This is a genomic window from Aquitalea sp. USM4, assembly GCF_004328945.1.
GTDB classification, from domain to species: Bacteria; Pseudomonadota; Gammaproteobacteria; order Burkholderiales; family Chromobacteriaceae; genus Aquitalea; species Aquitalea pelogenes.
The window spans coordinates 748,588-769,810 of record NZ_CP029539.1 but is presented as its reverse complement, the minus strand read 5'-3'; the positions used below and the strand labels follow the sequence as shown (position 1 = coordinate 769,810).

Annotated in this window: 18 protein-coding genes; 5 read left to right on the top strand and 13 right to left on the bottom strand. The window is 61.2% G+C overall.

What is annotated here, in order from left to right; all coding sequences use genetic code 11:
• Positions 1-49 precede the first annotated feature (49 nt).
• The 10 genes from rapZ to DKK66_RS03520 form a co-directional block, all read right to left on the bottom strand.
• Positions 50-892: an RNase adapter RapZ gene (gene rapZ, locus DKK66_RS03565; protein ID WP_045845543.1), complete on the bottom strand. Its 843-nt coding sequence runs from the start codon at positions 890-892 to the stop codon at positions 50-52.
• On the bottom strand, positions 873-1,829 hold the full coding sequence (gene hprK, locus DKK66_RS03560; RefSeq protein ID WP_045845544.1) for an HPr(Ser) kinase/phosphatase: 957 nt from the start codon (positions 1,827-1,829) through the stop codon (positions 873-875). The genes rapZ and hprK overlap by 20 nt, the downstream gene beginning before the upstream one ends.
• Positions 1,822-2,286 (bottom strand): PTS IIA-like nitrogen regulatory protein PtsN, encoded by a 465-nt coding sequence (gene ptsN / locus DKK66_RS03555; RefSeq protein WP_045845545.1) that lies wholly within the window; start codon positions 2,284-2,286, stop codon positions 1,822-1,824. Before ptsN ends, hprK begins: the two co-directional genes overlap by 8 nt.
• A 121-nt stretch (positions 2,287-2,407) precedes the next feature.
• A complete protein-coding gene (hpf, locus tag DKK66_RS03550) occupies positions 2,408-2,734 on the bottom strand; it encodes a ribosome hibernation-promoting factor, HPF/YfiA family (protein ID WP_045845546.1) in 327 nt (108 codons plus the stop codon).
• A 71-nt stretch (positions 2,735-2,805) separates the two neighbouring features.
• On the bottom strand, positions 2,806-4,230 hold the full coding sequence (locus DKK66_RS03545) for an RNA polymerase factor sigma-54 (RefSeq protein WP_131355576.1): 1,425 nt from the start codon (positions 4,228-4,230) through the stop codon (positions 2,806-2,808).
• Between the two features lie 3 nt (positions 4,231-4,233).
• Complete coding sequence (gene lptB, locus DKK66_RS03540; protein ID WP_045845548.1) at positions 4,234-4,965, bottom strand: LPS export ABC transporter ATP-binding protein; 732 nt, start codon at positions 4,963-4,965, stop codon at positions 4,234-4,236.
• Positions 4,962-5,513, bottom strand: a complete 552-nt coding sequence (lptA, locus tag DKK66_RS03535; RefSeq protein WP_045845549.1) for a lipopolysaccharide transport periplasmic protein LptA — start codon at positions 5,511-5,513, stop codon at positions 4,962-4,964. Before lptA ends, lptB begins: the two co-directional genes overlap by 4 nt.
• Positions 5,503-6,063, bottom strand: coding sequence for an LPS export ABC transporter periplasmic protein LptC (gene lptC / locus DKK66_RS03530; protein WP_045845550.1), 561 nt, complete (start codon positions 6,061-6,063; stop codon positions 5,503-5,505). The genes lptA and lptC overlap by 11 nt, the downstream gene beginning before the upstream one ends.
• Positions 6,060-6,584: an HAD family hydrolase gene (locus DKK66_RS03525; RefSeq protein WP_045845551.1), complete on the bottom strand. Its 525-nt coding sequence runs from the start codon at positions 6,582-6,584 to the stop codon at positions 6,060-6,062. The genes lptC and DKK66_RS03525 overlap by 4 nt, the downstream gene beginning before the upstream one ends.
• 18 nt (positions 6,585-6,602) lie before the next feature.
• On the bottom strand, positions 6,603-7,583 hold the full coding sequence (locus tag DKK66_RS03520; protein ID WP_131355573.1) for a KpsF/GutQ family sugar-phosphate isomerase: 981 nt from the start codon (positions 7,581-7,583) through the stop codon (positions 6,603-6,605).
• 218 nt (positions 7,584-7,801) lie between these two features.
• On the opposite strand from DKK66_RS03520, the gene DKK66_RS03515 reads away from it, so the two are divergent.
• Positions 7,802-9,769, top strand: coding sequence for a cation:proton antiporter (locus DKK66_RS03515; RefSeq protein ID WP_062788153.1), 1,968 nt, complete (start codon positions 7,802-7,804; stop codon positions 9,767-9,769).
• An 82-nt stretch (positions 9,770-9,851) separates the two neighbouring features.
• Here DKK66_RS03515 and DKK66_RS03510 read toward each other — a convergent pair whose 3' ends face one another.
• The 3 genes from DKK66_RS03510 to aguA all read right to left on the bottom strand — a co-directional run bounded on the left by DKK66_RS03510 (position 9,852) and on the right by aguA (position 15,381).
• Positions 9,852-12,002, bottom strand: coding sequence for an AsmA family protein (locus tag DKK66_RS03510; RefSeq protein ID WP_131355570.1), 2,151 nt, complete (start codon positions 12,000-12,002; stop codon positions 9,852-9,854).
• Positions 12,003-12,314: 312 nt separating this feature from the next.
• A complete protein-coding gene (locus tag DKK66_RS03505; RefSeq protein ID WP_131355567.1) occupies positions 12,315-13,982 on the bottom strand; it encodes a SulP family inorganic anion transporter in 1,668 nt (555 codons plus the stop codon).
• Positions 13,983-14,274: 292 nt separating this feature from the next.
• The gene (gene aguA / locus DKK66_RS03500; RefSeq protein ID WP_131355564.1) at positions 14,275-15,381 is read right to left on the bottom strand and encodes an agmatine deiminase; all 1,107 of its coding nucleotides are present in this window, start codon (positions 15,379-15,381) and stop codon (positions 14,275-14,277) included.
• A 196-nt stretch (positions 15,382-15,577) separates the two neighbouring features.
• On the opposite strand from aguA, the gene DKK66_RS03495 reads away from it, so the two are divergent.
• The 4 genes from DKK66_RS03495 (at position 15,578) to DKK66_RS03480 (ending at position 21,149) form a co-directional block, all read left to right on the top strand.
• On the top strand, positions 15,578-16,492 hold the full coding sequence (locus tag DKK66_RS03495; RefSeq protein WP_045845725.1) for a LysR family transcriptional regulator: 915 nt from the start codon (positions 15,578-15,580) through the stop codon (positions 16,490-16,492).
• 184 nt (positions 16,493-16,676) lie between these two features.
• Complete coding sequence (locus DKK66_RS03490) at positions 16,677-18,383, top strand: amidase (RefSeq protein ID WP_131355561.1); 1,707 nt, start codon at positions 16,677-16,679, stop codon at positions 18,381-18,383.
• A gap of 198 nt (positions 18,384-18,581) precedes the next feature.
• The gene (locus DKK66_RS03485; protein ID WP_131355559.1) at positions 18,582-19,403 is read left to right on the top strand and encodes a LuxR C-terminal-related transcriptional regulator; all 822 of its coding nucleotides are present in this window, start codon (positions 18,582-18,584) and stop codon (positions 19,401-19,403) included.
• Positions 19,404-19,529: 126 nt separating this feature from the next.
• Positions 19,530-21,149, top strand: a complete 1,620-nt coding sequence (locus tag DKK66_RS03480) for an amidohydrolase (protein WP_131355555.1) — start codon at positions 19,530-19,532, stop codon at positions 21,147-21,149.
• Positions 21,150-21,223: the final 74 nt, after the last annotated feature.

Genomic DNA, 21,223 nt, shown 5'->3' with positions numbered 1-21,223 from the left:
GTCCTGCCTGCCGGCGCAGCGGGATGCTGCGAGCCGGGCAGGTGACCGGTCAGGATTCACGAAACAACTGGCGATGTCGCAACAGGACCTGTTCGGCCGGAAAGGCCTTGGCCAGTTGTTCGGCAATAAAGACAGAGCGATGCTGACCACCAGTACAGCCGATGGCCACGGTGAGATAGCTGCGGTTTTCCCGGCTGAATTCCGGCAACCATTTCAGAATCATGCAGCGGATATCTTCGGCCATCTGGGCGACCAGCGGTTGCCCTGCAAAGAAGTCGATGATGGGTTGGTCGCGACCGGTAAACGGGCGCAAGGCCAAGTCGTAATAGGGATTGGGCAGGCAGCGGACGTCAAACACGAAGTCGGCGTTCAGCGGTACGCCATGCTTGAAGCCGAAGGATTCGAAAATGATGGTGAGCCGGCTGCTGTCTGCTTCCACCAGTTGCTTGATGGCCGTTTTCAAGGCATTGGCTGACAACTCGCTGGTGTCGATGCGGATACCCATTTCCTGCACGCTGGCCAGCAGTTCCTGCTCCAGCTGGATACATTCCTCCACCGTGGAGCCGCTACCCGACAGTGGGTGCCGGCGGCGGGTTTCGGAAAAGCGCTTGACCAGGGTTTCCGGCTTGGCCTCGAGAAACAGCAAGCGTACATCCACACCTTGCTGACGCAGCTTGTCCACCTCGGCAGGCAGTGCGCCCAGAGAAGGGCTGGAGCGGGTGTCCACGCTGATGGCAATCTGCTGGTAGCCATAATCGGCATAAAGCGACATGGCTTCATGCAGCATGGTGGCAGGCAGGTTGTCCACACAGTAAAAGCCGGAGTCCTCCAGTGCGCGCAGAGCGATGGATTTACCGGAACCGGACAGGCCGCTAATCAATATCAGGCGCATTTTCCTGATCTCTGAGGAAGTTGGTATGGCGTTCGATGAACTCACGGGTACTGTCGATACCACGCAGTTGCAGGATGTAGTTGCGCACAGCCGCTTCAACCAGCACCGCAAGGTTGCGACCCGCCGCCACCGGCAGCACTACCTTGCGCACCGTCACGCCAATGATGTCCTGGGTTTCCGACTGGATATTCAGCCGGTCCAGGGCTTGCATCGCCTGATCGTTGGCCTTGACCAGGTGAATAATCAGTTTTAGCACCTTTTTCGGACGCACGGCGGTTTCGCCAAAAATGGTACGGATATTCAGGATGCCCAGGCCGCGCACTTCCAGAAAGTCGCGCAGCAGCGGCGGGCAACGGCCTTCCAGGGTTTCCGGGCCGATGCGGTACAGTTCCACCGCATCATCGGCCACCATGCCGTGACCACGGGAAATCAGTTCCAGCGCCAGTTCGCTCTTGCCCATGGCCGAATCGCCCATGATCAGCACGCCGATTTCCAGCACATCCAGAAACACGCCATGCAACACGGTGGAAACCGCCAGTGCGCGCGCCAGATAGATGCGCAGCACATCCATCAGGTAGGGGCTTTCCAGCGGCGTGCTCATCAGCGGCACATTGTGGGTGTGGCAGTAGTCGCGCAGCAGTTTGGGCACTGGCTGGCCATTGGCCACCATCACCACCGACATGGTTTTGTGGAACAGTTGGTCCAGCGCGGTCTTGGCGGCGGATTGTTCCAGCCGGTTGAGGTAGTCCACCTCGGCCAGACCGAGCACTTGCACCCGGTTGGGGTGAATGAAATTCAGGTGGCCGACCAGGGCCAGGGTGGGGCGTTGTTCATCGTTGCCGATGGGGCTGTCCGCGCCGCCGGTTCCTGCTACCCAGGTCAGGTTGAGCTTTTGCTGGTTGTCCTGATACAACCGGCGCACGGTAATGCTAGGCATGGTTGGTATTCCATCCGGTGAGCAGCTGGTACAGATCGGCACGCGAGCTTGCGCTGAGCAGTTGTTCACGCAGCTGTTTGCTGGAGAACAGCTGTGCCAGTTCCGAGAGTACCTGCAAGTGCAGGTCGGTTGCCTGTTCCGGCACCAGCAGGACAAACAGGCTTTGTACCGGCTTGCCATCCGGCGCATCGAAAGGAATCGGGTTCTTCAGGCGAATGAACACGCCCGCCGCTTCCTTGAGCCCTCTGGCACGGCCATGCGGAATGGCCACCCCTTGGCCAAGGCCGGTGGAGCCCAGTTTTTCCCGGGCAAACAAGCAGTCGAAAATTTCACTGCGGGCGATGCCGTGGGTGTTTTCGATAAGGAGGCCCACCTGCTCGAAGACGCGCTTCTTGCTGGCGACATCCAGGTCCGGGAGGATGTGATCCTGTGTCAGGATTTTGCCAATCAGGCTCATAGGAATGGTTGCACGCGGCTACAGAAACTGGCCAATTCTACGTTGCCTTCATCAAAATGAAAAAGGCTCCGAGCAAATAAAAACGGGAACCCGCCGGGTTCCCGCATCGAATACTTAATGTTTACAAGCTGGCTTCCTGTTGAACCTGTGGGCTTGTTGCACGGTGTTCGCTTTGTTTTTCCTTGTGCTTGAGTACCTGGCGATCGAGCTTGTCCATCAGCGCGTCGATGGCAGCGTACATGTCGGAGTCGGTGGCCTCTACATGGATATCCTTGCCGGAGAGATGAACATTCACTTCCGCCTTGTGCACCAGCTTGTCTACCGACAGGGTGACAGCAACGTCAATCACGTGATCGACATGACGGGTGATGCGTTCCAGCTTGGTTTCCACGAATTCGCGGATGGCCGGGGTTACTTCGAGGTGGAGACCGGTTACTTTGAGGTTCATACCCTAACTCCTTCTTGTGTTGACTGCCCGGTCGGGTCGGCCGGGCGAGCGGATATACTTCAAGGCGTGAATCACAATGCCTTGCGCAGATTGACCGGCGGTATCTGCATAGCTTCACGATACTTCGCAACGGTGCGTCTTGCAACCTGAATCCCTTGCTTTCCCAGTTCGTCGGCAATGGCGCTGTCCGAAAGTGGCTTGGCCGGGTTTTCACCGTCTATCATGCGGCGGATATGCGCCTTGATGGCCGTTGCCGAGCATTCGCCGCCGCTGTCGGTTTCCAGTGCACTGCCAAAGAAATACTTCAGCTCGAACAGACCACGAGGGCAAAGCAGGTATTTCTGCGTGGTGACGCGTGATACGGTCGATTCATGCAGGCCAAGTTCGTCTGCGATGTCCCGCAGGATAAGCGGCCGCATGGCGACTTCACCGTGTTCAAAGAACGCTTGCTGTCTTTCGACTATAGCTTCTGACACTTTCAGAATGGTGTCAAATCGTTGCTGGATGTTCTTGACCAGCCATTTGGCTTCTTGCAGCCGGCCAGTCAGTTCGCCTGCGCCAGCGCGGTTTTCCGACAGCATCTGGGCATACAGCTGGTTGACGCGCAAGCGCGGTACCGCACCGTTATTGAGTTCAGCCACCCAGTGACCACGCCGTTTGCGCACGGTGACATCCGGGATGACATAGTGCACGTCTTCGCCGCCGAAACCGGACGCCGGGTGAGGGGTCAGCCGGGCGATCAGTTGCTGTGCCTCGCGGATGGCTTCGTCATCCACGCCCAGAATGCGCTTCAGGCGGGTGTAGTCGCGGTTGCCCAGCAGCGTCAGGTGCTCGGCCACAATCTGGCGTGCCAGTGCATGGCCGGGCTCGTTGGCGGGCAAACGGGCCAGTTGCAGGCCAAGCGACTCGGCCAGGTTGCGCGCGGCAATGCCGGGAGGGTCGAATTGCTGTAACAGGCGCAGCCCGACCATCAGTTCATCGGTTTCCAGTTCCAGTTCCAGCGGCAGATTACTGGCCAGTTCTTCCAGATCGGTAGTCAGGAAACCGTTGTCGTCCAGTTCTTCGATCAACAGCTGGACAATGGCCTGATCGCGGGTGGGCAGGGTCAGTTCACCCAGCTGCGCCAGCAGGTGTTCGCGCAGGCTGACCGGGCAGGGTACGTTGAGCATGGGGTCGAATTCATCGTCCCCGTCGTTGCGGCGGCTGCCACTGCCCCAGTCGGTGAGTTCGCCATTGCTGGCGTCCTGGCTGTTGTCACCATCGCTGCTGTCCGACGCCGTGCTGGTGGATTCTTCCTGGGCAGCCGGCGTTTCTGCCGGGCTGCTGTCATGCGAGGGCGGCTCATCGCCGCGTTCCAGCATGGGGTTGTCCAGCAAGAAGCGTTCGACTTCTGCCTGCAGGTCGAGCGTGGACAGCTGCAACAGTTTGATGGACTGTTGCAGTTGCGGCGTGAGGGTGAGTTGCTGGGAGACCCGCAGCTGTAGTGACTGTTTCATGGCTTACAGGTGGAAGTGCTCGCCCAGGTAAACCTGGCGCACTTTCTCGTTGTTGACCAGTTCTTCCGGCTCGCCGGAAGCCAGTACCGAACCATCACTGATGATGTAGGCGCGATCGCAGATGCGCAGGGTTTCACGCACATTGTGGTCGGTAATCAATACGCCAATGCCACGCTGTTGCAGGAAGGTGATGATTTTCTGGATGTCGATGACGGCAATCGGGTCTACCCCGGCAAACGGTTCGTCCAGCAGGATGAAGCGTGGGCGGGTGGCCAGCACGCGGGCGATTTCCACCCGGCGGCGCTCGCCACCGGACAGTGCCAGCGCATTGCTTTCGCGCAGGTGGGCGATATTGAGGTCGTCGAGCAGGAGGCTGAGTTCCTGCTCCAGTTTGTCGCCCTTGTAACCGGCAATTTCCAGCACCGCCGTGATGTTTTCTTCCACCGTCATCTTGCGGAAAATGGAAGCTTCCTGTGGCAAATAGCCCAGTCCAAGGCGGGCGCGCTGATGAATGGGCAGGTGGGTGATACTGTTGCCATCCAGCGTGATTTCGCCTTCATCGGCACCGATCAGTCCGACGATCATGTAAAAGCTGGTGGTCTTGCCGGCACCGTTGGGGCCAAGCAGGCCGACCACTTCCCCGCTCTGGATCTGCAGGGCGACGTCCTTCACTACCGTACGTTTTTTGAAGCGCTTTTTCAGGCGCTCCACTTTCAGGATGCTGGGGCCGCTCATGGAGTGCTTCCGTCCGTTTTCTTGGCAGGGCTGTTGTCTCTGGGCTTGGGCTGGATGATGGCGGTCACGCGGCCGCCGTTGCTGCTGGCACCGCTGCTGACTTCATACATTTCGGTTTCGGTGTTGTAGGTAATGACATTGCCGATGACCAGATCACTGCCGCGCTTGACGCGGGCATTGCCGGTGAGCACGGCAACGTGGGTGACGGTGTTGTAGTCCAGCTGGTTGGCCTGGCCTTCGATCCATTCGTTCTTGCCGTCCATTTTCTGGCGGAAGTTGACCTGGCGTCCGGTGGCCTGCATGGTCTGGTTACCCTGTTTGTCCTGGGTGACCGTGGCGCGGTCGGCATTGAGCTTGAGTGTGCCCTGGATGATGACGACATTGCCTTGCCATACCGTGACGCCCTTGAGCTGGTCGAGGTTGCCCCGGTCGGCACTGATTTCGATGGGCTTGTCCCGGTCGGCCTTTTCGGCATGGGCGGTCTGGATGGCGCACAGGCCGAGGGCCAGCCAGGCCAGCCGGATGAAGCGGCGGCAGTTATTTTTCATAAGTGGCCTTTGCGTTGGACAGCAGCTGTAACTGACCAGCCTGCTGCTCGTAAATGAAGCCCACGGCACTGCCGCTGGACTTGCCATAGTAGAAGTGCGTGAGGGTGTCGGCGCGGGCAATGTGCTTGACGGTGTCAATGCGCATATTGCTGCTGACTACGCGGGTTTCCTGTTGCGTGGCGGTGGCTGGCTGGATCAGCGTGACTTTCTTGTCGAACAGTACCTGTTTGGTCTTGCTGTTGTAACGGCCGCTTTCACCAATGGCATGGTAGGCCAGTACGCCATTCTTGTAGCTTTGCAGGTCCGGCGATTCGAAATACGACTCGGTGCGGTCCGGGTATTGCCACATGCGGCTGGCAATCATCTTGTCCTGCAGCATGCCCTTGGGGTCGAAGCGGGTGGCCATCACGCCTTGCGCCACGACTTCTGGCTTGTTCGGGTCCAGCTCGTGCTTGCTGGGCTGCCAGCGTGACACGGCATCCAGCCAGACGGTCAGCAAGCCGGTGATCAGCACCAGCAGGATGGGAAACAGGCGGTGCGAACGGATCATGCCAGATACCGTGCCACGATGGCGTCAAAATTGCCTTGCGCCTGCATGATCAGCTCGGCCAGTTCACGCACTGCGCCCTGACCGCCGGGGAAACCGGTGACGTAGTGCGCATGCTGGCGTACCAGGGTGGGGGCAGCCGGCACGGCCACCGCCAGGCCGACGCGGCGCAGAACCGGCAGGTCGATCAGGTCGTCGCCGATGAAGGCGCATTGTTCCAGCGTGACATCCGCCTGTTGCAGCAACTGGTTCAGGGCTTCCTGCTTGTTGTGGATGCCACCGAAGTAAAAGTCGATGCCCAGTGCCTGCGCGCGGTGTTCCACGCAGCGGTCTGCCCGCCCGGAGATGATGGCCAGCCGTACGCCGGTGGATTGCAACAGCTTGAGGCCCAGGCCGTCCTGCACATAGAAGGACTTGCTCTCTTCACCCTGGGCATTGTAGTAAATGCGGCCATCGGTCATGACGCCGTCAACGTCCATGATCAGGAGCTTGATCTTGCGGGCTTGTTCGGTAATGGCTTGCATGGGCTTCCTTGTTGGCGGCTAGACGACGCCGGCCTTGAGCAGGTCGTGCATGTGGATGGCGCCGGCCAGCTTGCCGTCGGCATCCACTACCAGCAGGCTGGTGATGCGGCGCTGTTCCATCAGGTGGACGGCCTCGGTGGCCAGCTTGCTGTGCAGGATGGTTTGCGGGGCGGGGCTCATCACCTGGTCGATCTGCAGGTCGTAGATATTGCCGGAGCGTTCCAGTGTGCGGCGCAGGTCGCCATCGGTATAGATACCCTTGATGTTATTGTCCGCCGTGGCAATGGCCACCATGCCCAGGCGCTGGTGCGACATTTCCAGCAAGGCATCTTTCAGCGGCGTGCCGGGCAATACGCGCGGCAGTTCGTCGCCGCTGTGCATCAGGTCCTTGACATGGACCAGCAGACGCCGGCCCAGGCTGCCGCCGGGGTGTGACAGGGCAAAGTCTTCCGGGCCGAACTGGCGGGCATCCAGCAGGGTGACTGCCAGGGCATCGCCCAGCGCAATCTGCACCGTAGTGCTGGTGGTGGGGGCCAGGCCCAGCGGGCAGGCTTCTTTTTCCACCTGGGTGTCCAGCAGGATGTCGGCTTCGCGGCCCAGCGAGGAAGCGGGGTTGCCGGTCATGCCGATCAGCACCAGCCCCTTGCGCTTGAGCGCGGGCAGCAGGGCAACCACTTCACCGGATTCGCCGGAGTTGGACAGGGCGATGACCACATCCTGTGCGGTAATCATGCCCAGGTCGCCGTGAGCGGCTTCGGCCGGGTGAACAAAAAAGGCCGGGCTGCCGGTGCTGGCCAGCGTGGCGGCGATCTTGCGTCCGACATGGCCGGACTTGCCCATGCCTGTTACCACAATGCGGCCACGGCAGGCCAGAATGGCATCCACGGCGCGCAGAAAATCGCCGTTCAGGCGGCCTGACAGGGCCAGAATTGCATCCGCCTCGGTCTGCAGCACTTCACGTGCCAGATCGAGCCGGGAGCTTGTTTGCGCTTTTTCCATAGGGGAAAGTATATCAAAGGTTATAATCGTCGGAGGCAGAAGCTGGTGCATCTTTTGCTTGGCGTGTGATTTTGCCCTGTCATGGCGTGATGCACCTGCCTGCCTTTTTGTTCCTGACCATGCGCTTGCCGGATGGTCGGGGCGCTTGATCATTGCCTTGTGCCGTGCTGCTTGTCATGGCTTTATTTCCCGCTTTTTCACAGGAGATGGTTGCGTTCATGCATTCGCTCGCCCCGATTGTGCTGGTTTTGCTGGCTGCCGTGTTGTCCGTTACCTTGTGTCGCAGCTTGCGCGTACCGCCTATGCTGGGCTACCTGGTGGTGGGTTTCCTGGCCGGACCCGGTGTGGCCAGCGTGATTCCGGAAGGCGAGGAAACGCAGTTCCTGGGTGAAATCGGCATCGTGTTCATGATGTTCTCCATCGGGCTGGAGTTCTCCCTGCCCAAGCTGCGGGCCATGCGCCATCTGGTATTCGGCCTTGGCCTGGCGCAGGTGGTGGTGACCTTGCTACTGATTGCCGTGGTGATGGGCTGGCTGACCGGCTCTGCACTGTCCGGCTTTGCCGTGGGGGGCGCGCTGGCCATGTCATCCACCGCCATTGTCAGCAAATTGCTGACCGAGCGGCTGGAGCTGAACCTGCAGCACGGACAACTGGCCATCGGTGTGCTGCTGTTTCAGGACATTGCCGTGGTGCCGCTGCTGATTCTGCTGCCTGCCTTTGCCGGTGGCAGTGAAACCCTGTGGATGGACCTGGGCCTGGCTGCGGTGAAAGTGGTGGCGGTGATGGCCTTGCTGCTGTTTTTCGGCCAGCGCCTGATGCGCCCCTGGTTTCATCTGGTGGCCAGACAGCGCTCGGGCGAGCTGTTCATGATCAACGTCTTGCTGATCACCCTTGGGGTGGCCTGGCTGACCGAGTTGTCCGGCCTGTCGCTGGCACTGGGTGCCTTTGTGGCCGGCATGCTGATTTCCGAAACCGAATACCGCTATCAGGTGGAAGAGGACATCAAGCCTTTCCGCGATATTCTGCTGGGCTTTTTCTTTGTGACCGTCGGCATGCGCCTGCAATTGCCCATCCTGTACCAGCGCTTTGGCGAAGTGGCGCTGATGCTGGGTTTGCTGCTGCTGGCCAAGCTGGGCATCGTGTTTGTACTGGGGCGGCTGCTGCGTCACCAGCCCAATCACTCCATGCGTGCCGGCCTCGCCCTGGCGCAGGGTGGTGAGTTCGGCTTTGTGCTGCTGGCCTTGTCCGGCAACCTGGGCCTGATTGCCGAAAGCACCGAGCAGGCCGCCATTGCCGCCATCCTGCTGTCCATGCTGGTGGCACCCTTCATGATCATGCACGGCGAAGCCATCACCCGGCGCCTGGTAAAGCAGGACTGGATGATGCAGGCGCTGAACCTGCACCACTTGCTGGTGGAAAGCATGGGCAAGTCCGACCATGTGCTGATTTGCGGCTATGGCCGTAGCGGTCAGGCGCTGGCCCGTTTGCTTGAGACGGAAGACATTCCCTTCTTTGCGCTGGACATGGACCCGGAACGGGTACGTGAGGCTGGCGAGGCTGGCGACCCGGTGGTGTTTGGCGATGCCGGCAAGAAAGAAGTGCTGGTGGCCGGTGGCCTGATGCGCGCCAAGGTGGTGGTGGTGACCTTTGCCGATACCCATGCGGCGCTGCGCATCCTGCATACCGTACAGTCTGCGCGGCCTGATCTGCCGGTGATCGTGCGTACGGTGGACGACAGCGATATCGACCAGTTGCGCAAGGCAGGGGCGGATGAAGTGGTGGCCGAGGTGATGGAGGGCAGCCTGATGCTGGCCTCGCAAGCGCTGATGGTGCTGGGGGTGCCGCTGAACCGGGTATTGCGCCGTATCCGTTCGGTACGTGAAGAACGCTATAACCTGTTCCGTGGCTTCTTTCGCGGTACCAGTGATGATGGCGAGGGGCTGGACGAGGCCCTGGTGCCGCGCTTGCTGAGCATTCAGGCCTGCCCTGGCGCGCATGCCATCGGCCATCCGCTGGGGGCCTTGCAGCTGCAGGCGCTGGGGGTGGAGGTCAAGGCCATCCGCCGCAACAGTATTCGCCGGCTGGATTTTGACGACAGCTTTGAAATCGCCGCCAATGACGTGCTGGTGGTGCTGGGGACGCCGGAGCAACTGGCCCTGGCTGAAAGCCGTATCCTGCAGGGGTGATCTTGCAGAGCTGATGCAAGGTATGGCATGACAAAGGCCGTGTCACCGACACGGCCTTTTGCTTTGGCTGACTGAACGGGGTTCAGGGCAGAATGGTGGTGATCTGCTTTTTCAGTTCCTGCTTCAGCGCCTGCTGCTTTTCACCTTCGGTCTTCTTGCCCTTCACCATGGCGTTGAAGTCCAGCGCGTAAACCGGCGCATTGAGCGGGCCGGTAATCTTGAGTGGCACGTTGACGCCCTTCAGGCGGCTGAATTCTTGCGGATTGGCCTGCACATCCATGGTGTAGTCCACAATATTCTGCGTCAGGTCCACCTTGCCAGCGCCTTTGACATTCACCAGTTGCGAGGCCAGCTGCATGTTCTGACTGCGTGCCACGCCCTTGTCCAGGCGGAAGGCGGCGGACAGGGTGGAGAAGGTGGTTTTCTGGTCGGCCTGCGCCGGGGAGTTCCATTCCTTCAGCTCTGCCGGCAGGTTCTTCAGTGCGGCTACCAGGTCGATACCGGTCAGCGCGCCCTTGTTCAGGCTGGTTTCCACATTGCCGGTCAGGGTGTTGCGCAGTTCGAGGAAGGACTTGCCATCCGCAGTCACGTCGATCTTGCCATTGCCCTTGCCATCCAGCCGGTTGAAGTTGAGCAGGTCCACCAGCAGCGGGCGGATGTTCATGTCCTTCAGTGTCTGCTTGACTTCCAGATGCGGTGTATCGCGGCGCGCCAGCAGCATGTCGCCTTGCAAGCGGCCCTGGTAGATGTCGGCGGACATCTGGTCCAGCTCCAGTTCGCGCGGGTTGATGCGCACGCTGGCGTTGAGGTTGTTCATGCGGAAGCGGCCCATGGCCAGTTCGCCGACGGCCACTTTGCCGGTCAGGTCGAAGTAGTCCAGCCAGTCCAGCGGAATCGGCTTGCCGTCCTGGAAAATGGCCACCGGATCGCCCTTGCTCTCGGGCAGATAGCGGTTCAGGTCCAGCTTGCCCACCGACAGCGTGACTTCATGCCGTGGTTTCATCAGGCCAAACTGGCTGACGGTGACCGACAGGTCCGAGCCATCCAGCTTGCCTGCCACGCGCAGGTTGAGGCGGGGCTCGTCCAGATCACCATCCAGCGCACCTTGCATGCTGGACACCAGCTTGCCGCGCGGCAGCAGCGGGGTGGTGACGGTGGCGGTCATGTTCAGGGGCTGCATGCGCAGCTGCTTCATGCCCATCAGCGCCAGCGGAGCATCCAGCTTGAAGTTGAGACGGGTATCACCGGCTTGCCAGTTGAAATTGCCATTCACCTTGTCGGCAGCCATGCCGCCTTCGGTCAGTTTCAGGTTGTCCAGGCCCGCGTCCAGCTGGTACTGGCTGTGGGCATAACTCAGCTTGCCACTCAGACGGCCGGTGGGAATGCTGACTTCGTTGAAGCTGGCATTGAGCTCGGGCACCTTGAGTTCCAGCTGGCTGCTGGGCCGCTCGCTGCTGAAGCGGAAGCTGAGGTCCTTGCCGGAAGTCTGCAAGGTAGCAAAGTTGAGTTTGTACTGGCCGGTGGCGGCAAACTTGCTTTCGCCAAGGCCGGGTACTTCGGAAATGGCCACGGCGTCCAGCTTTTCCAGGCTGACCTGATCATCCTGAATGGTGAGCGGGGTGCTGACCGCCAGGCGGATGGGGCGCTTGCCATTGCTGAGAATGGCAGCGGCAGTCAGGCTGGCGCCACTGCGCAGGTCGTCGGCGTCCAGGCTGACGGTATCCAGTTTCTGTTCGGTCCCGCTGCTGTGATCGGTATACAGCAAGGTACCTTCACGGACGAGCAGGCGGTCCAGCTTCATGCTGACGGTGCCGGGGGAGCGATGCAGCAGCAGGTCCATGATGGACAGCCGGCCATCGGCACCACGGGCAATGCTGGCGGTGACGCCATGCATTTCCAGCGCCTTGATTTCGCGGTTGCCGGTAAGTAGCGGAATCCATGACAGATAGACATCCAGCTGTTCCACCCGGGCAAAGCTTTGCTTGCTGCCAGGTTCGCTGATGTTCAACTGGTGAATGCTCAGGCCCGGAGACGGGAATAACAGCGGCGTGATCTTGCCTTCCACCGCGACCTGTCGTCCGGTGTCATTCAGTGCGCTGCTGAGGGTCTTGCGCACGGCGGCTTCATCAAACTGCCAGAAAATGAGGGCCTGTATCAGTACGAACAGCGCAATGACTGAGCCGCTGCCGTAGACGGCAATTCGTAGCCATAGCCGGCCGGAGTTCCATTTCATGAGTGCATCTTCGGGGGGCTAAGCGGGGTGTTCATATGCAAGCATGTGGTGGCTGACAGGGATCAGGCAGCCGCTTGCCCGAGTTTGGCGAAGCCAAAATATTACCGGGCAGCCCGCATTTGTAAAGCGCGAATTTTAGCATGAAATGCTGCCGGCGGCCCGGGATGGCAGGAAAGGCCCGTCACACGGGCGGCCCAGCCCTCGGATGGCTGGCGGGGCCGGGACTGGTTTACCGTTTTTAACCGGTTGGCAGCCAGATGGTGCTGATGCTGGCGTGGTGCGAGGGGGGATGTAGAAGAAATTGCTGACGGCTTATTCGCGCCCGGTTTGCATGAAGTGGATGAAGCGCGGCTGTGCCGGCTGGACTGCTCCGGCAGGCCCGGCACGGCGTTGTCGTGCCGCCACCGGTCGGGGCGAATGTGCTGCGGGATGGGCGCAGCTGGCCGACATGCCCCATTGTTGCAACTGGCTGGCAGTCGCTCCGTCCTGGCACAGCAATTGCAGACGGTAGCCATGTTCATCGCACCATTGGTGCAGGCGGTGCAGCGTCTGCATGGCCGAACTGTCCAGGCTGGCCTGGCGCAGGCACAGCTGTACCTGATCGCCACGGGACAACTGTGCCGCGATGGCAGCTTGCAACTGGTCGTGCAGGCGGCTGGCCGAACCGAAGTACAAGGGGCCGCACAGCTCGGCCGTCAATACCGCGGGCTGCTGGCTGCCGGTATCGGCAGGCTGCAGGCGGATGTCCTGCAAGGGGTTTTGCTGACTGGCGCGATAGCAGAACTGCCAGGCAGACAGCACCAGACCCACCACGATGCCGGCAAGCACATTCATGGCCAGAAAGGTGAGCATGGTGCTCAGTAAAATACCGCGCTCTGCCCGTGCCAGCGCCGGCCAGCGTTGCAGCCAGTGGCTCAGCAGTTCCACTCCGAAATACATTAATACCCCGCCCAGCACATAAGGCTGGATCAGGCCCAGCATCCATTGTTGCTGCCAGATGGCCAGCAGGCAGCAAGTGACAAAGCAGATGGCCAGCGGCCAGCGCCGGGCACCCATGCGGCCCGCCAGCAGGCTGTCGGACAGCATGATGCTGACCGGGGGGGTGGCGCACAATGCAGAGGCCAGGCAGGCCAGGCCGTTGACCCGCATTTCCTGATTCAGATCTGCCCGTGCCTGCTGCGCCTGATCCAGCGCCATGATGTTGCTGGTGCTACCCAGCATGGCCATCAGCGCGGCGGCCAGGGCAGTAGGCAGTGCGGACAGCACTTCCTGCCATAGCGGAAGTTCCAGGCTGGGCCACAGGGGGGCGGATGACTGCTGCAGCGCTGTGGCTGACGTCGGCCCGAACAGGCAGGCCAGCAGCAACAGTGCAGTCAGGGTGGCAGGGTGATCCATCTTGCGCATGCACAGCAACAGCAGGACGCCAAAGCCCACTCCCCAGCCCAGTTGCATTGCCTGGCCGCCGTCCAACTGCCAGCTGGCAGGCTGGGTCAGCGACAGGCTGTGCCCGGCGGCTATGCTCAGGCCGAACACAATCAGCAGCAGGCCGCTGCTGGCCATGAAGGCAGCCAGTACCGGATAAGGCAGGCAGCGGGCCAGCTGTCCTGCACGCAAACGGGCGGCCAGCAAGAAAGCGGCGCCGGTCAGCAGGGCGGTCAGGGCGTTGATGCACAGCAAGGTGGACAGCACCTGCCCGGTCGACCATGGACGGCCCAGCAGATGCAGGCTGCTGGCGGTAACCAGGGCGGACAGGATGACCATGGCCGGTTCATCCAGTCCGGGAATGGCCAGTTTCAGCCTGCTGTTAGCGGCAAGCAGCAGCATGGCCAGGCAGCAGGATGCCATCATCAGGGTGAACAGCAGTGGCCGCAACGCCGCAGCATGCAGGGCGTTGCCCAGCAGGTCGGAAAAGGCTGCGTTGACGGAAATGGCAATGCTGGCGGTGATCAGCCCGGCGCTGATGCTGTGAAAGCTTTTCATCTGTCGTGTCCCATGCCTGGAGTGAAACCGTCATGCCCTTGGCCGGTCTGTGCCGGATTGCCCGCTGTCCAGTGCGGTGCAGGTGACGGAGCTGATGGCAAGGCGGCTGTGGCGCACAGGCATTGGCCATCAATCAGGTATGGTTTGATGTTAAGAGGATTGCGTGGCCGGGGACAATAATGCAAACAGACTATGCCTTTGTGCTGGAGCGTTCACGGGCAAGGCCTGGCAAATGAAAAAGCCAGGCGCAAGGCCTGGCTTTTGTGGTGCCGGATTCAGTGGAGAGAAGTGCTTAGCTCGCCTTGCCTGCCGGAATCTGCTGGGTGATGCAGTGGATGTTGCCACCGCCCAGCAGCACTTCACGCGCCGGTACGCCGACAATGCGGTATTCCGGGAAGATTTCCTGCAGGCGGCTGGCGGCCGCGGCATCAGTGCGCTCGTCCAGCAGCGGGAAGATGATCTGGCCGTTGCTGATCAGGAAATTCACATAGGAAGCCGCCATGCGCTCGCCCACTTCACGCGGGACGGCCTGACCGCTGGCTACCACGCCGGCGGTTTCTTCTGCGGTGTAGTACAAGGGGCCCGGCGACAGCATCTTGTGGATTTTCAACTGGCGGCCCTTGGCATCGCGCGCTTGCGACAGCACTTCATAGGCGGCCTGCGAACGCGGGTATTGCGGGTCGTTTTCATCGTCCACCCAGTGCAGGATCACCTCACCCGGGCGGGCAAAACAGCACATATTGTCGATATGGCCGTCGGTTTCATCCATGAACACGCCTTCGGGCAGCCAGATGAAATGGCTGACGTTCAGGTATTCGGTCAGCAAGGCCTCAATCTGCTGTTTGGACAAATGCGGATTGCGGTTGGGGTTGAGCAGGCACTCGGCGGTGGTCATCAGCGTGCCTTCACCGTCGACATGGATCGAACCGCCTTCCAGTACCAGCGGCGCGGCGTAGCGGTCCAAGCCATGGTGGGCCAATACCTGGCTGGCCACTGCGCTGTCCTGGTCCCACGGGTGATACAGGCCACCGTTGAAACCGCCCCAGGCATTGAACTGCCAGTCCACGCCGCGTACCTGGCCAGCCTGGTCGATGACCACGGTGGGGCCGCTGTCGCGCATCCAGCAGTCATCGCTATTCATTTCCACCAGCGTCACTTCGGCGGGCATCACGGCACGGGCTGCGGCCATGCATTCTTGCGGCACGGCCATGAACACCGGGGTGGCTGCGGCAATGGCCTTGGCGATGGCGGCAAAAGTCTGCTGTGCCTTGCGTCCGGCATGGCGCCAGTTATCCGGGCGCTGCGGCCAGATCATCCATACCGCTTGTTGCGGGGCCCATTCGGCCGGCATGTGAAAGCCGTCGGCGGCAGGCAGGCTAGTGTGCGTTGTGCTGTTCATTGAAATCACCATGCAATGATTGATGCCATCGGAAGTATTCAAGACATCGTGCAGCTGCAGTGCAGTCCGGCGGTGCGACAAGTCAGCCGGTTTTGTCTGCCATGCACGAGGAAGTGATTGACAGACGCAGTCTAGGGAGAGGCAAACTATTCAGCAAATGAACAATACGAATACTTTCATAAATACGGTGAATGATGTGAAATTGCATCAGCTGGATCTGAACCTGCTGCTGGCGCTGGATGCCCTGGTCAGTCTGCGCAGCGTCACGCGGGCGGCGGAGAAACTGTTTGTCAGCCAGCCGGCGATGAGTCATTCGCTCAACCGCTTGCGGGCATTCTTCAACGACCCGCTGCTGGTGCGCTCGCCACACGGCATGCAGCCCACGCAAAAGGCGCTCTACCTGCAACAGGGCGTGCATCAGGCGCTCAGCCTGTTGCAAAGCCACTTCAGCCAGCCCGAAGCATTCGACCCGGCTACTTCGACGCGCCGCTTCACCCTGTGCACCACGGATTACGTGGAATGCGTGCTGATTCCGCCGCTGGTGAAAAAGCTGGCGGTGGAAGCGCCCAATGTCCATATCGACATCACCATCCTGCGGGAAGAGATTCCGGAACTGGCGCTGGCCGACGGGGAAATCGACTTTCTGCTGGGTTTTGACGAATACATGAAGATTCCCGGCTATCTGTGCCGGGAAACCTGGCTGAACGAGCCCTTGATCGGCATCTTGCGCGCCGGCCACCCTTTTTGCAGCGACCGGCTGACCCTGGCCGACCTGATTGCCTTGCCGCATGTCTTCCATGCGCCGCTGGGCAATCTGGGCTCGCCGATGGATGACTTTCTGGCCGCGCGCGGCTTGCAGCGCAAGATTTCGGTACACAGCCAGAGCTATATGGCGGCGGCGGCCATTGTCAGCCATACCGACCACCTGTTCATCCTGCCCAAGAAAGTGGCGGCGATGATGGCAGGCTACTGGCCGCTGAAGATGGTGGCGCTGCCGGAGGAGTTGCCTGGCTATCACCTCAACTGCATCTGGCATCCGGTGCAGGACAGCAACCCGGCGCTGCTGTGGCTGCGTGGCTTGATGCGCAGCCTGATTGAATCCACCGACTAGCGGCATGCAGCTGGCAGCCCGGTATTCATCGCATGAATGGGTGTATCAAAATGAATCATTTTCCCGCATGAGCCAGACTCTTGTAGATTAGCCGCCATATTGCGTCATCGCCCATGTCTGCGCTTGCTGGAATGCGGCCAGCGTGTTGGGAATGAAACCCGTCTTCTTAAGTGGAGGTAGAAGCATGATCGAGGTTACCGAGCTATCCATTGCCGAGCTGCGTGCCGCGCTCGAATCCGGGCGTACCACTGCGGTGGAACTGGTCCAGGCCTATCTGGCACGGATAGCGGCCTACGATGGCCCCGCCACGGCAACCCGGCTCAATGCAGTGGTGGTGCCCAATCCGGAAGCCATGCGTGAGGCCGAAGCCTCCGATGCGCGCCGCGCCCGTGGCGAAACGCTGGGCCCGCTGGACGGCATTCCCTACACCGCCAAGGACAGCTATCTGGTGAAGGGGCTGACCGCCGCTTCCGGCAGCCCGGCCTTCAAGGAGCTGGTGTCCCAGCACGATGCCTTCACCATTTCCCGCCTGCGCGCCGCCGGTGCCATCTGCCTGGGCAAGACCAATATGCCGCCGATGGCCAATGGCGGCATGCAGCGTGGCTGTTATGGCCGCGCCGAAAGTCCCTATAACGCCAACTACCTGACCGCGCCGTTTGCCTCTGGCTCGTCCAACGGGGCCGGTACTGCCACTGCCGCCAGCTTCGCGGCCTTTGGCATGGCGGAAGAAACCTGGTCTAGCGGGCGCGGCCCGGCATCCAATAACGGCCTGTGCGCCTATACCCCGTCGCGCGGGGTGATTTCGGTACGTGGCAACTGGCCGCTGACCCCCACCATGGACGTGGTGGTGCCCTATGCCCGCACCATGGCCGACCTGCTGGAAGTGCTGGACATCATCGTCGCAGACGACCCGGTCACCCGTGGCGACTTGTGGCGCCTGCAACCCTGGGTGGCGATTCCCAAAGCCTCCAGCGTGCGACCGGCAGCCTATCCGGCCCTGCTGGCCGCACCCGAAACGCTCAAAGGCAAACGCTTTGGCGTGCCGCGCATGTATATCAACAAGGACGAACTGGCCGGCACCAGCGCTGCGCCCGGCATTGGCGGCCCCACCGGCCAGCGCATCCATACCCGCGCCTCGGTAATCGACTTGTGGGAAGCCGCGCGGCAGGCGCTGGAAGCCGCCGGTGCAGAAGTGATTGAGGTGGATTTCCCGCTGGTGTCCAACTGTGAAGGCGACCGGCCCGGCGCACCCACCGTGGCCAATCGCGGCATCTTGCCGCCGGACTTCCTGCACGATGAATTATGGGAATTGTCCGGCTGGGCTTTCGATGAATTCCTGCGTGCCAACGGCGACCCCAAGCTCAACAAGCTGGCAGACGTGGATGGCCCGCAAATCTTCCCGCACGACCCCGGTACCCTGCCCAACCGCGAGGGCGATCTGGCAGCCGGCATGGAAGAGTATGTCAACATGGCCAAGCGCGGACTGAAGTCCTTCGACCAGATTGCCAGCGTGCCGGACGGCCTGCGTGGCCTGGAGAAAATCCGCAAGATGGACCTGGAAGACTGGATGGACGAACTCAAGCTGGACGCCGTGCTGTTTCCCACCGTGGCCGACGTTGGCCCGGCGGATGCCGACGTCAACCCGGCTTCCGCCGACATTGCCTGGAGCAACGGGGTATGGGTGGCCAATGGCAACCTCGCCATCCGCCATCTGGGCGTACCCACGGTGACCGTGCCGATGGGCGTGATGGCCGATATCGGCATGCCGGTGGGCCTGACTTTTGCCGGACGTGCTTACGACGACAACGCGCTGCTGCGTTTTGCCAGCGCCTTCGAGGCTACCGGCAGCCGACGGATGATTCCGCCGCGCACCCCGGCACTCGGCCAGTAAGCCACAACAGCCGTACAAAGCAGAAAAAGCCAACCCTTGCCGGTTGGCTTTTTGTTTTGCAGCCGGGCAGGGTTGTACGGCAGGAGCGTGCAGGGGCCTGCTGCATGGCGCGATTTGTGCTTTCGATCTGGCTATCCGTCACATCAATATATAGTGTGGCTGAAACGGATACCCGATCAGCCGGCATGAGGAGGCAGCATGCAACAGACCATTGCACTGGACACGGCAGGTGGCTTGCTACAGAGCCTGGGGACTGCACAGTTCACCACGCGCCTGTGGAGCTGGCTGCACGGAGTGGTCGACCCGAGTTCCTATCACATGACCGCACTGCGCTTTCGCCGTGACAGTCAGCAGCAAGCGGTGGAACAGCTGGATGTGCTGTTTTTTGCCGGTAATGCCGACCCGGAAGAAACCCGGCTTGCACTGTCGCTATACCAGCAGGACATGGAGTGGAAGCAGGATCGCCAGTTATTGCAGTTCATCGAACAAGTGCAGGACCCGCAGCTGGTGTTGTCGCGCAACGAGGTTTACCCGCCTACCGCCTATGGCCGCATGATTGCCCAGAGCCCGCTGGGCGAAGAGTGCAGCTTGCTGGGCTGTGAAACCGATTATGTGTATTTGCTGTCGATATTTCGCAACCGCCACACGCCTTCCTTTACCCTTGGCGAACTCAGCCGCCTGCGCCAGACCTGTCATTTCCTCATTCCCTTGCTGGCCCGGCATGCCCAGCTGAGCACTCCCTGCATCACGCCGTCCCAAGACACCCTGTTGCAGTATTTCGACCGTTGCCTGCAATGGGCTGGCAAACAGCTGTCCGGGCGCGAGCGGCTGATTTGTCACGCCATGCTGCAAGGCTGGTCGGTGCCGCAGATTGCCGAGCATGTTTCCATCAGCCAGTGCAGCGTGCGCACCTATATGGAGCGGGCGCTGGCCAAAATCGGTGTCACCAGCAAGTCCGAACTGTTTGCCTGGTGCGTGACGGTGGAGCAGCGTTACCGCCCGCCTGCGGCCGTGTCCTGAAATCCGAGGACAGACAGTCAGCCCCGCCTCCCGCCATGATCAGGACTGGTTGCACACGGTTCTGCCAAGGGGCGCAACAGCCTCCTGATGCACGACCCTGTGCCGGTCATGAATCAGGAGGCAGGCATGCAGTATCCCGAAAAAATCTATTACAACGGCAGCATCCATACCGGCAACGACTTCAGCACCATGCACACCGCGCTGGCCATTGGCGGCGGCAAGATCATCGCCAGCGGCGATGACCAGACCATGCTTGCCATGGCCGGCAGCCAGACCGAGCGGATAGACCTTGGCGGCAAGCAGATCATCCCGGCCTTTGTCGATGGCCATGCCCACCCGCTGGAAGGGCAGCAAATGGTGGGCGATACCGACCTCGACCGGGCCGACAGCGCCGCAGGAGTGCTGCAGCTGATCCGCGAGGCTGCCATTGCCCAGGTGGAGGAGCCCTGGGTGTTTCTCGGCGGCATTGATTTGAACGTATTCGGCAGCTACCCCACCCGTCAGCAACTCGATGCCGCCCTGCCGGACCGCCCCTTGCTGCTGCTGGGCCACGATGTACACAGCGGTTGCCTGAATACCGTGGGCCTGGCGGCTGCCGGCATCGGCCCCGACACCCAGGACCCCAAGGGTGGCATCCATGAGCGGGAGCCGGGCAGCCGGCAGCCCAGCGGCGTGGTGCACGAAGCCGCCCTGTACCGGCTGTTCGGGCTGATTCCGCAACTGGGCCCTGCCCGTTATCCGCAGTCCTTGGCCAAGGCTATCGCCATGGCGCACCGTCTGGGCATTACCGGCTGGTTCGACGCCCGGGTGGATGAAGGCCTGCTGCAAGCCTATGCGGCCGCGCGGGATGCCGGCACGCTCAAGCTGCATGTCAGTGCCGGGCTGCTGGCCACGCCACGGCATGATCCCGCGGCACAGATTGCCCGCTTTCAAGACTGGAAACGCCGTTACGCGGGCGACACCCTGCACGTGCATACGGTGAAGATCTTCATTGACGGGGTAACCGAATCCCATACCGCGGCCTTGCTGGAACCCTATCCGGGCACCGAGGACCGAGGCCTCGCGCTGTGGGAGCAGGGCGCGCTGAATGAAATTGTCGCCATGGCCGATGCCGCCGGTTTCGACCTGCACTTTCACACCCTGGCCGACCGCGCCGTGCGCATGGCGCTGGATGCACTGGAATGGGCTGCCAGGTGTAATGGCCCGCGTGACCGCCGGGCACAACTGGCCCATTTGCAGCTGGTGCATCCGGACGACATGCCCCGCTTCAGCCCGCTTGGCGCCATTGCCAGTGTGCAGGCGCTGTGGACTGCTGCTGCCCCGCAGTTGCAGGCCCTTTACCAGGAAATCCTGGGCCGCGAACGGGCCGCACAAAGCTATCCGCTACGCAGCCTGCGCAACGCCGGCGTCATGCTGGCCGGTGGTTCGGACTGGCCGGTTTCCACCATGGACCCGCTGGCCATCATGCAGACCGGTGTCACTCACCTGCCCACGGATGACCCGACGGCAGAACCCTGGAACCCGGACGAGCGCCTGGACCTGCAAGTGATGCTGCAGGCACACACCGTGAACGCCAGCCATGCGCTGCGCTTTGATGATTGCCGCGGCCTGTTGCCGGGCCATGAGGCCAATTTCCTGATTCTGGAGCGCAGCCTGTTTGTGCAACCGATACAGCAGCTGCACCAGACCCGGGTGCTCTGCACGGTGTTCCGTGGGGAAGCCGTGTATGGCGCGGATACGGATTGAAACGCAGTCGCTGCCTGATTCCCGTTTGTTCACACCATGCCGCCAGCAGAGCGGCCATCACTACAAAGGCTGAG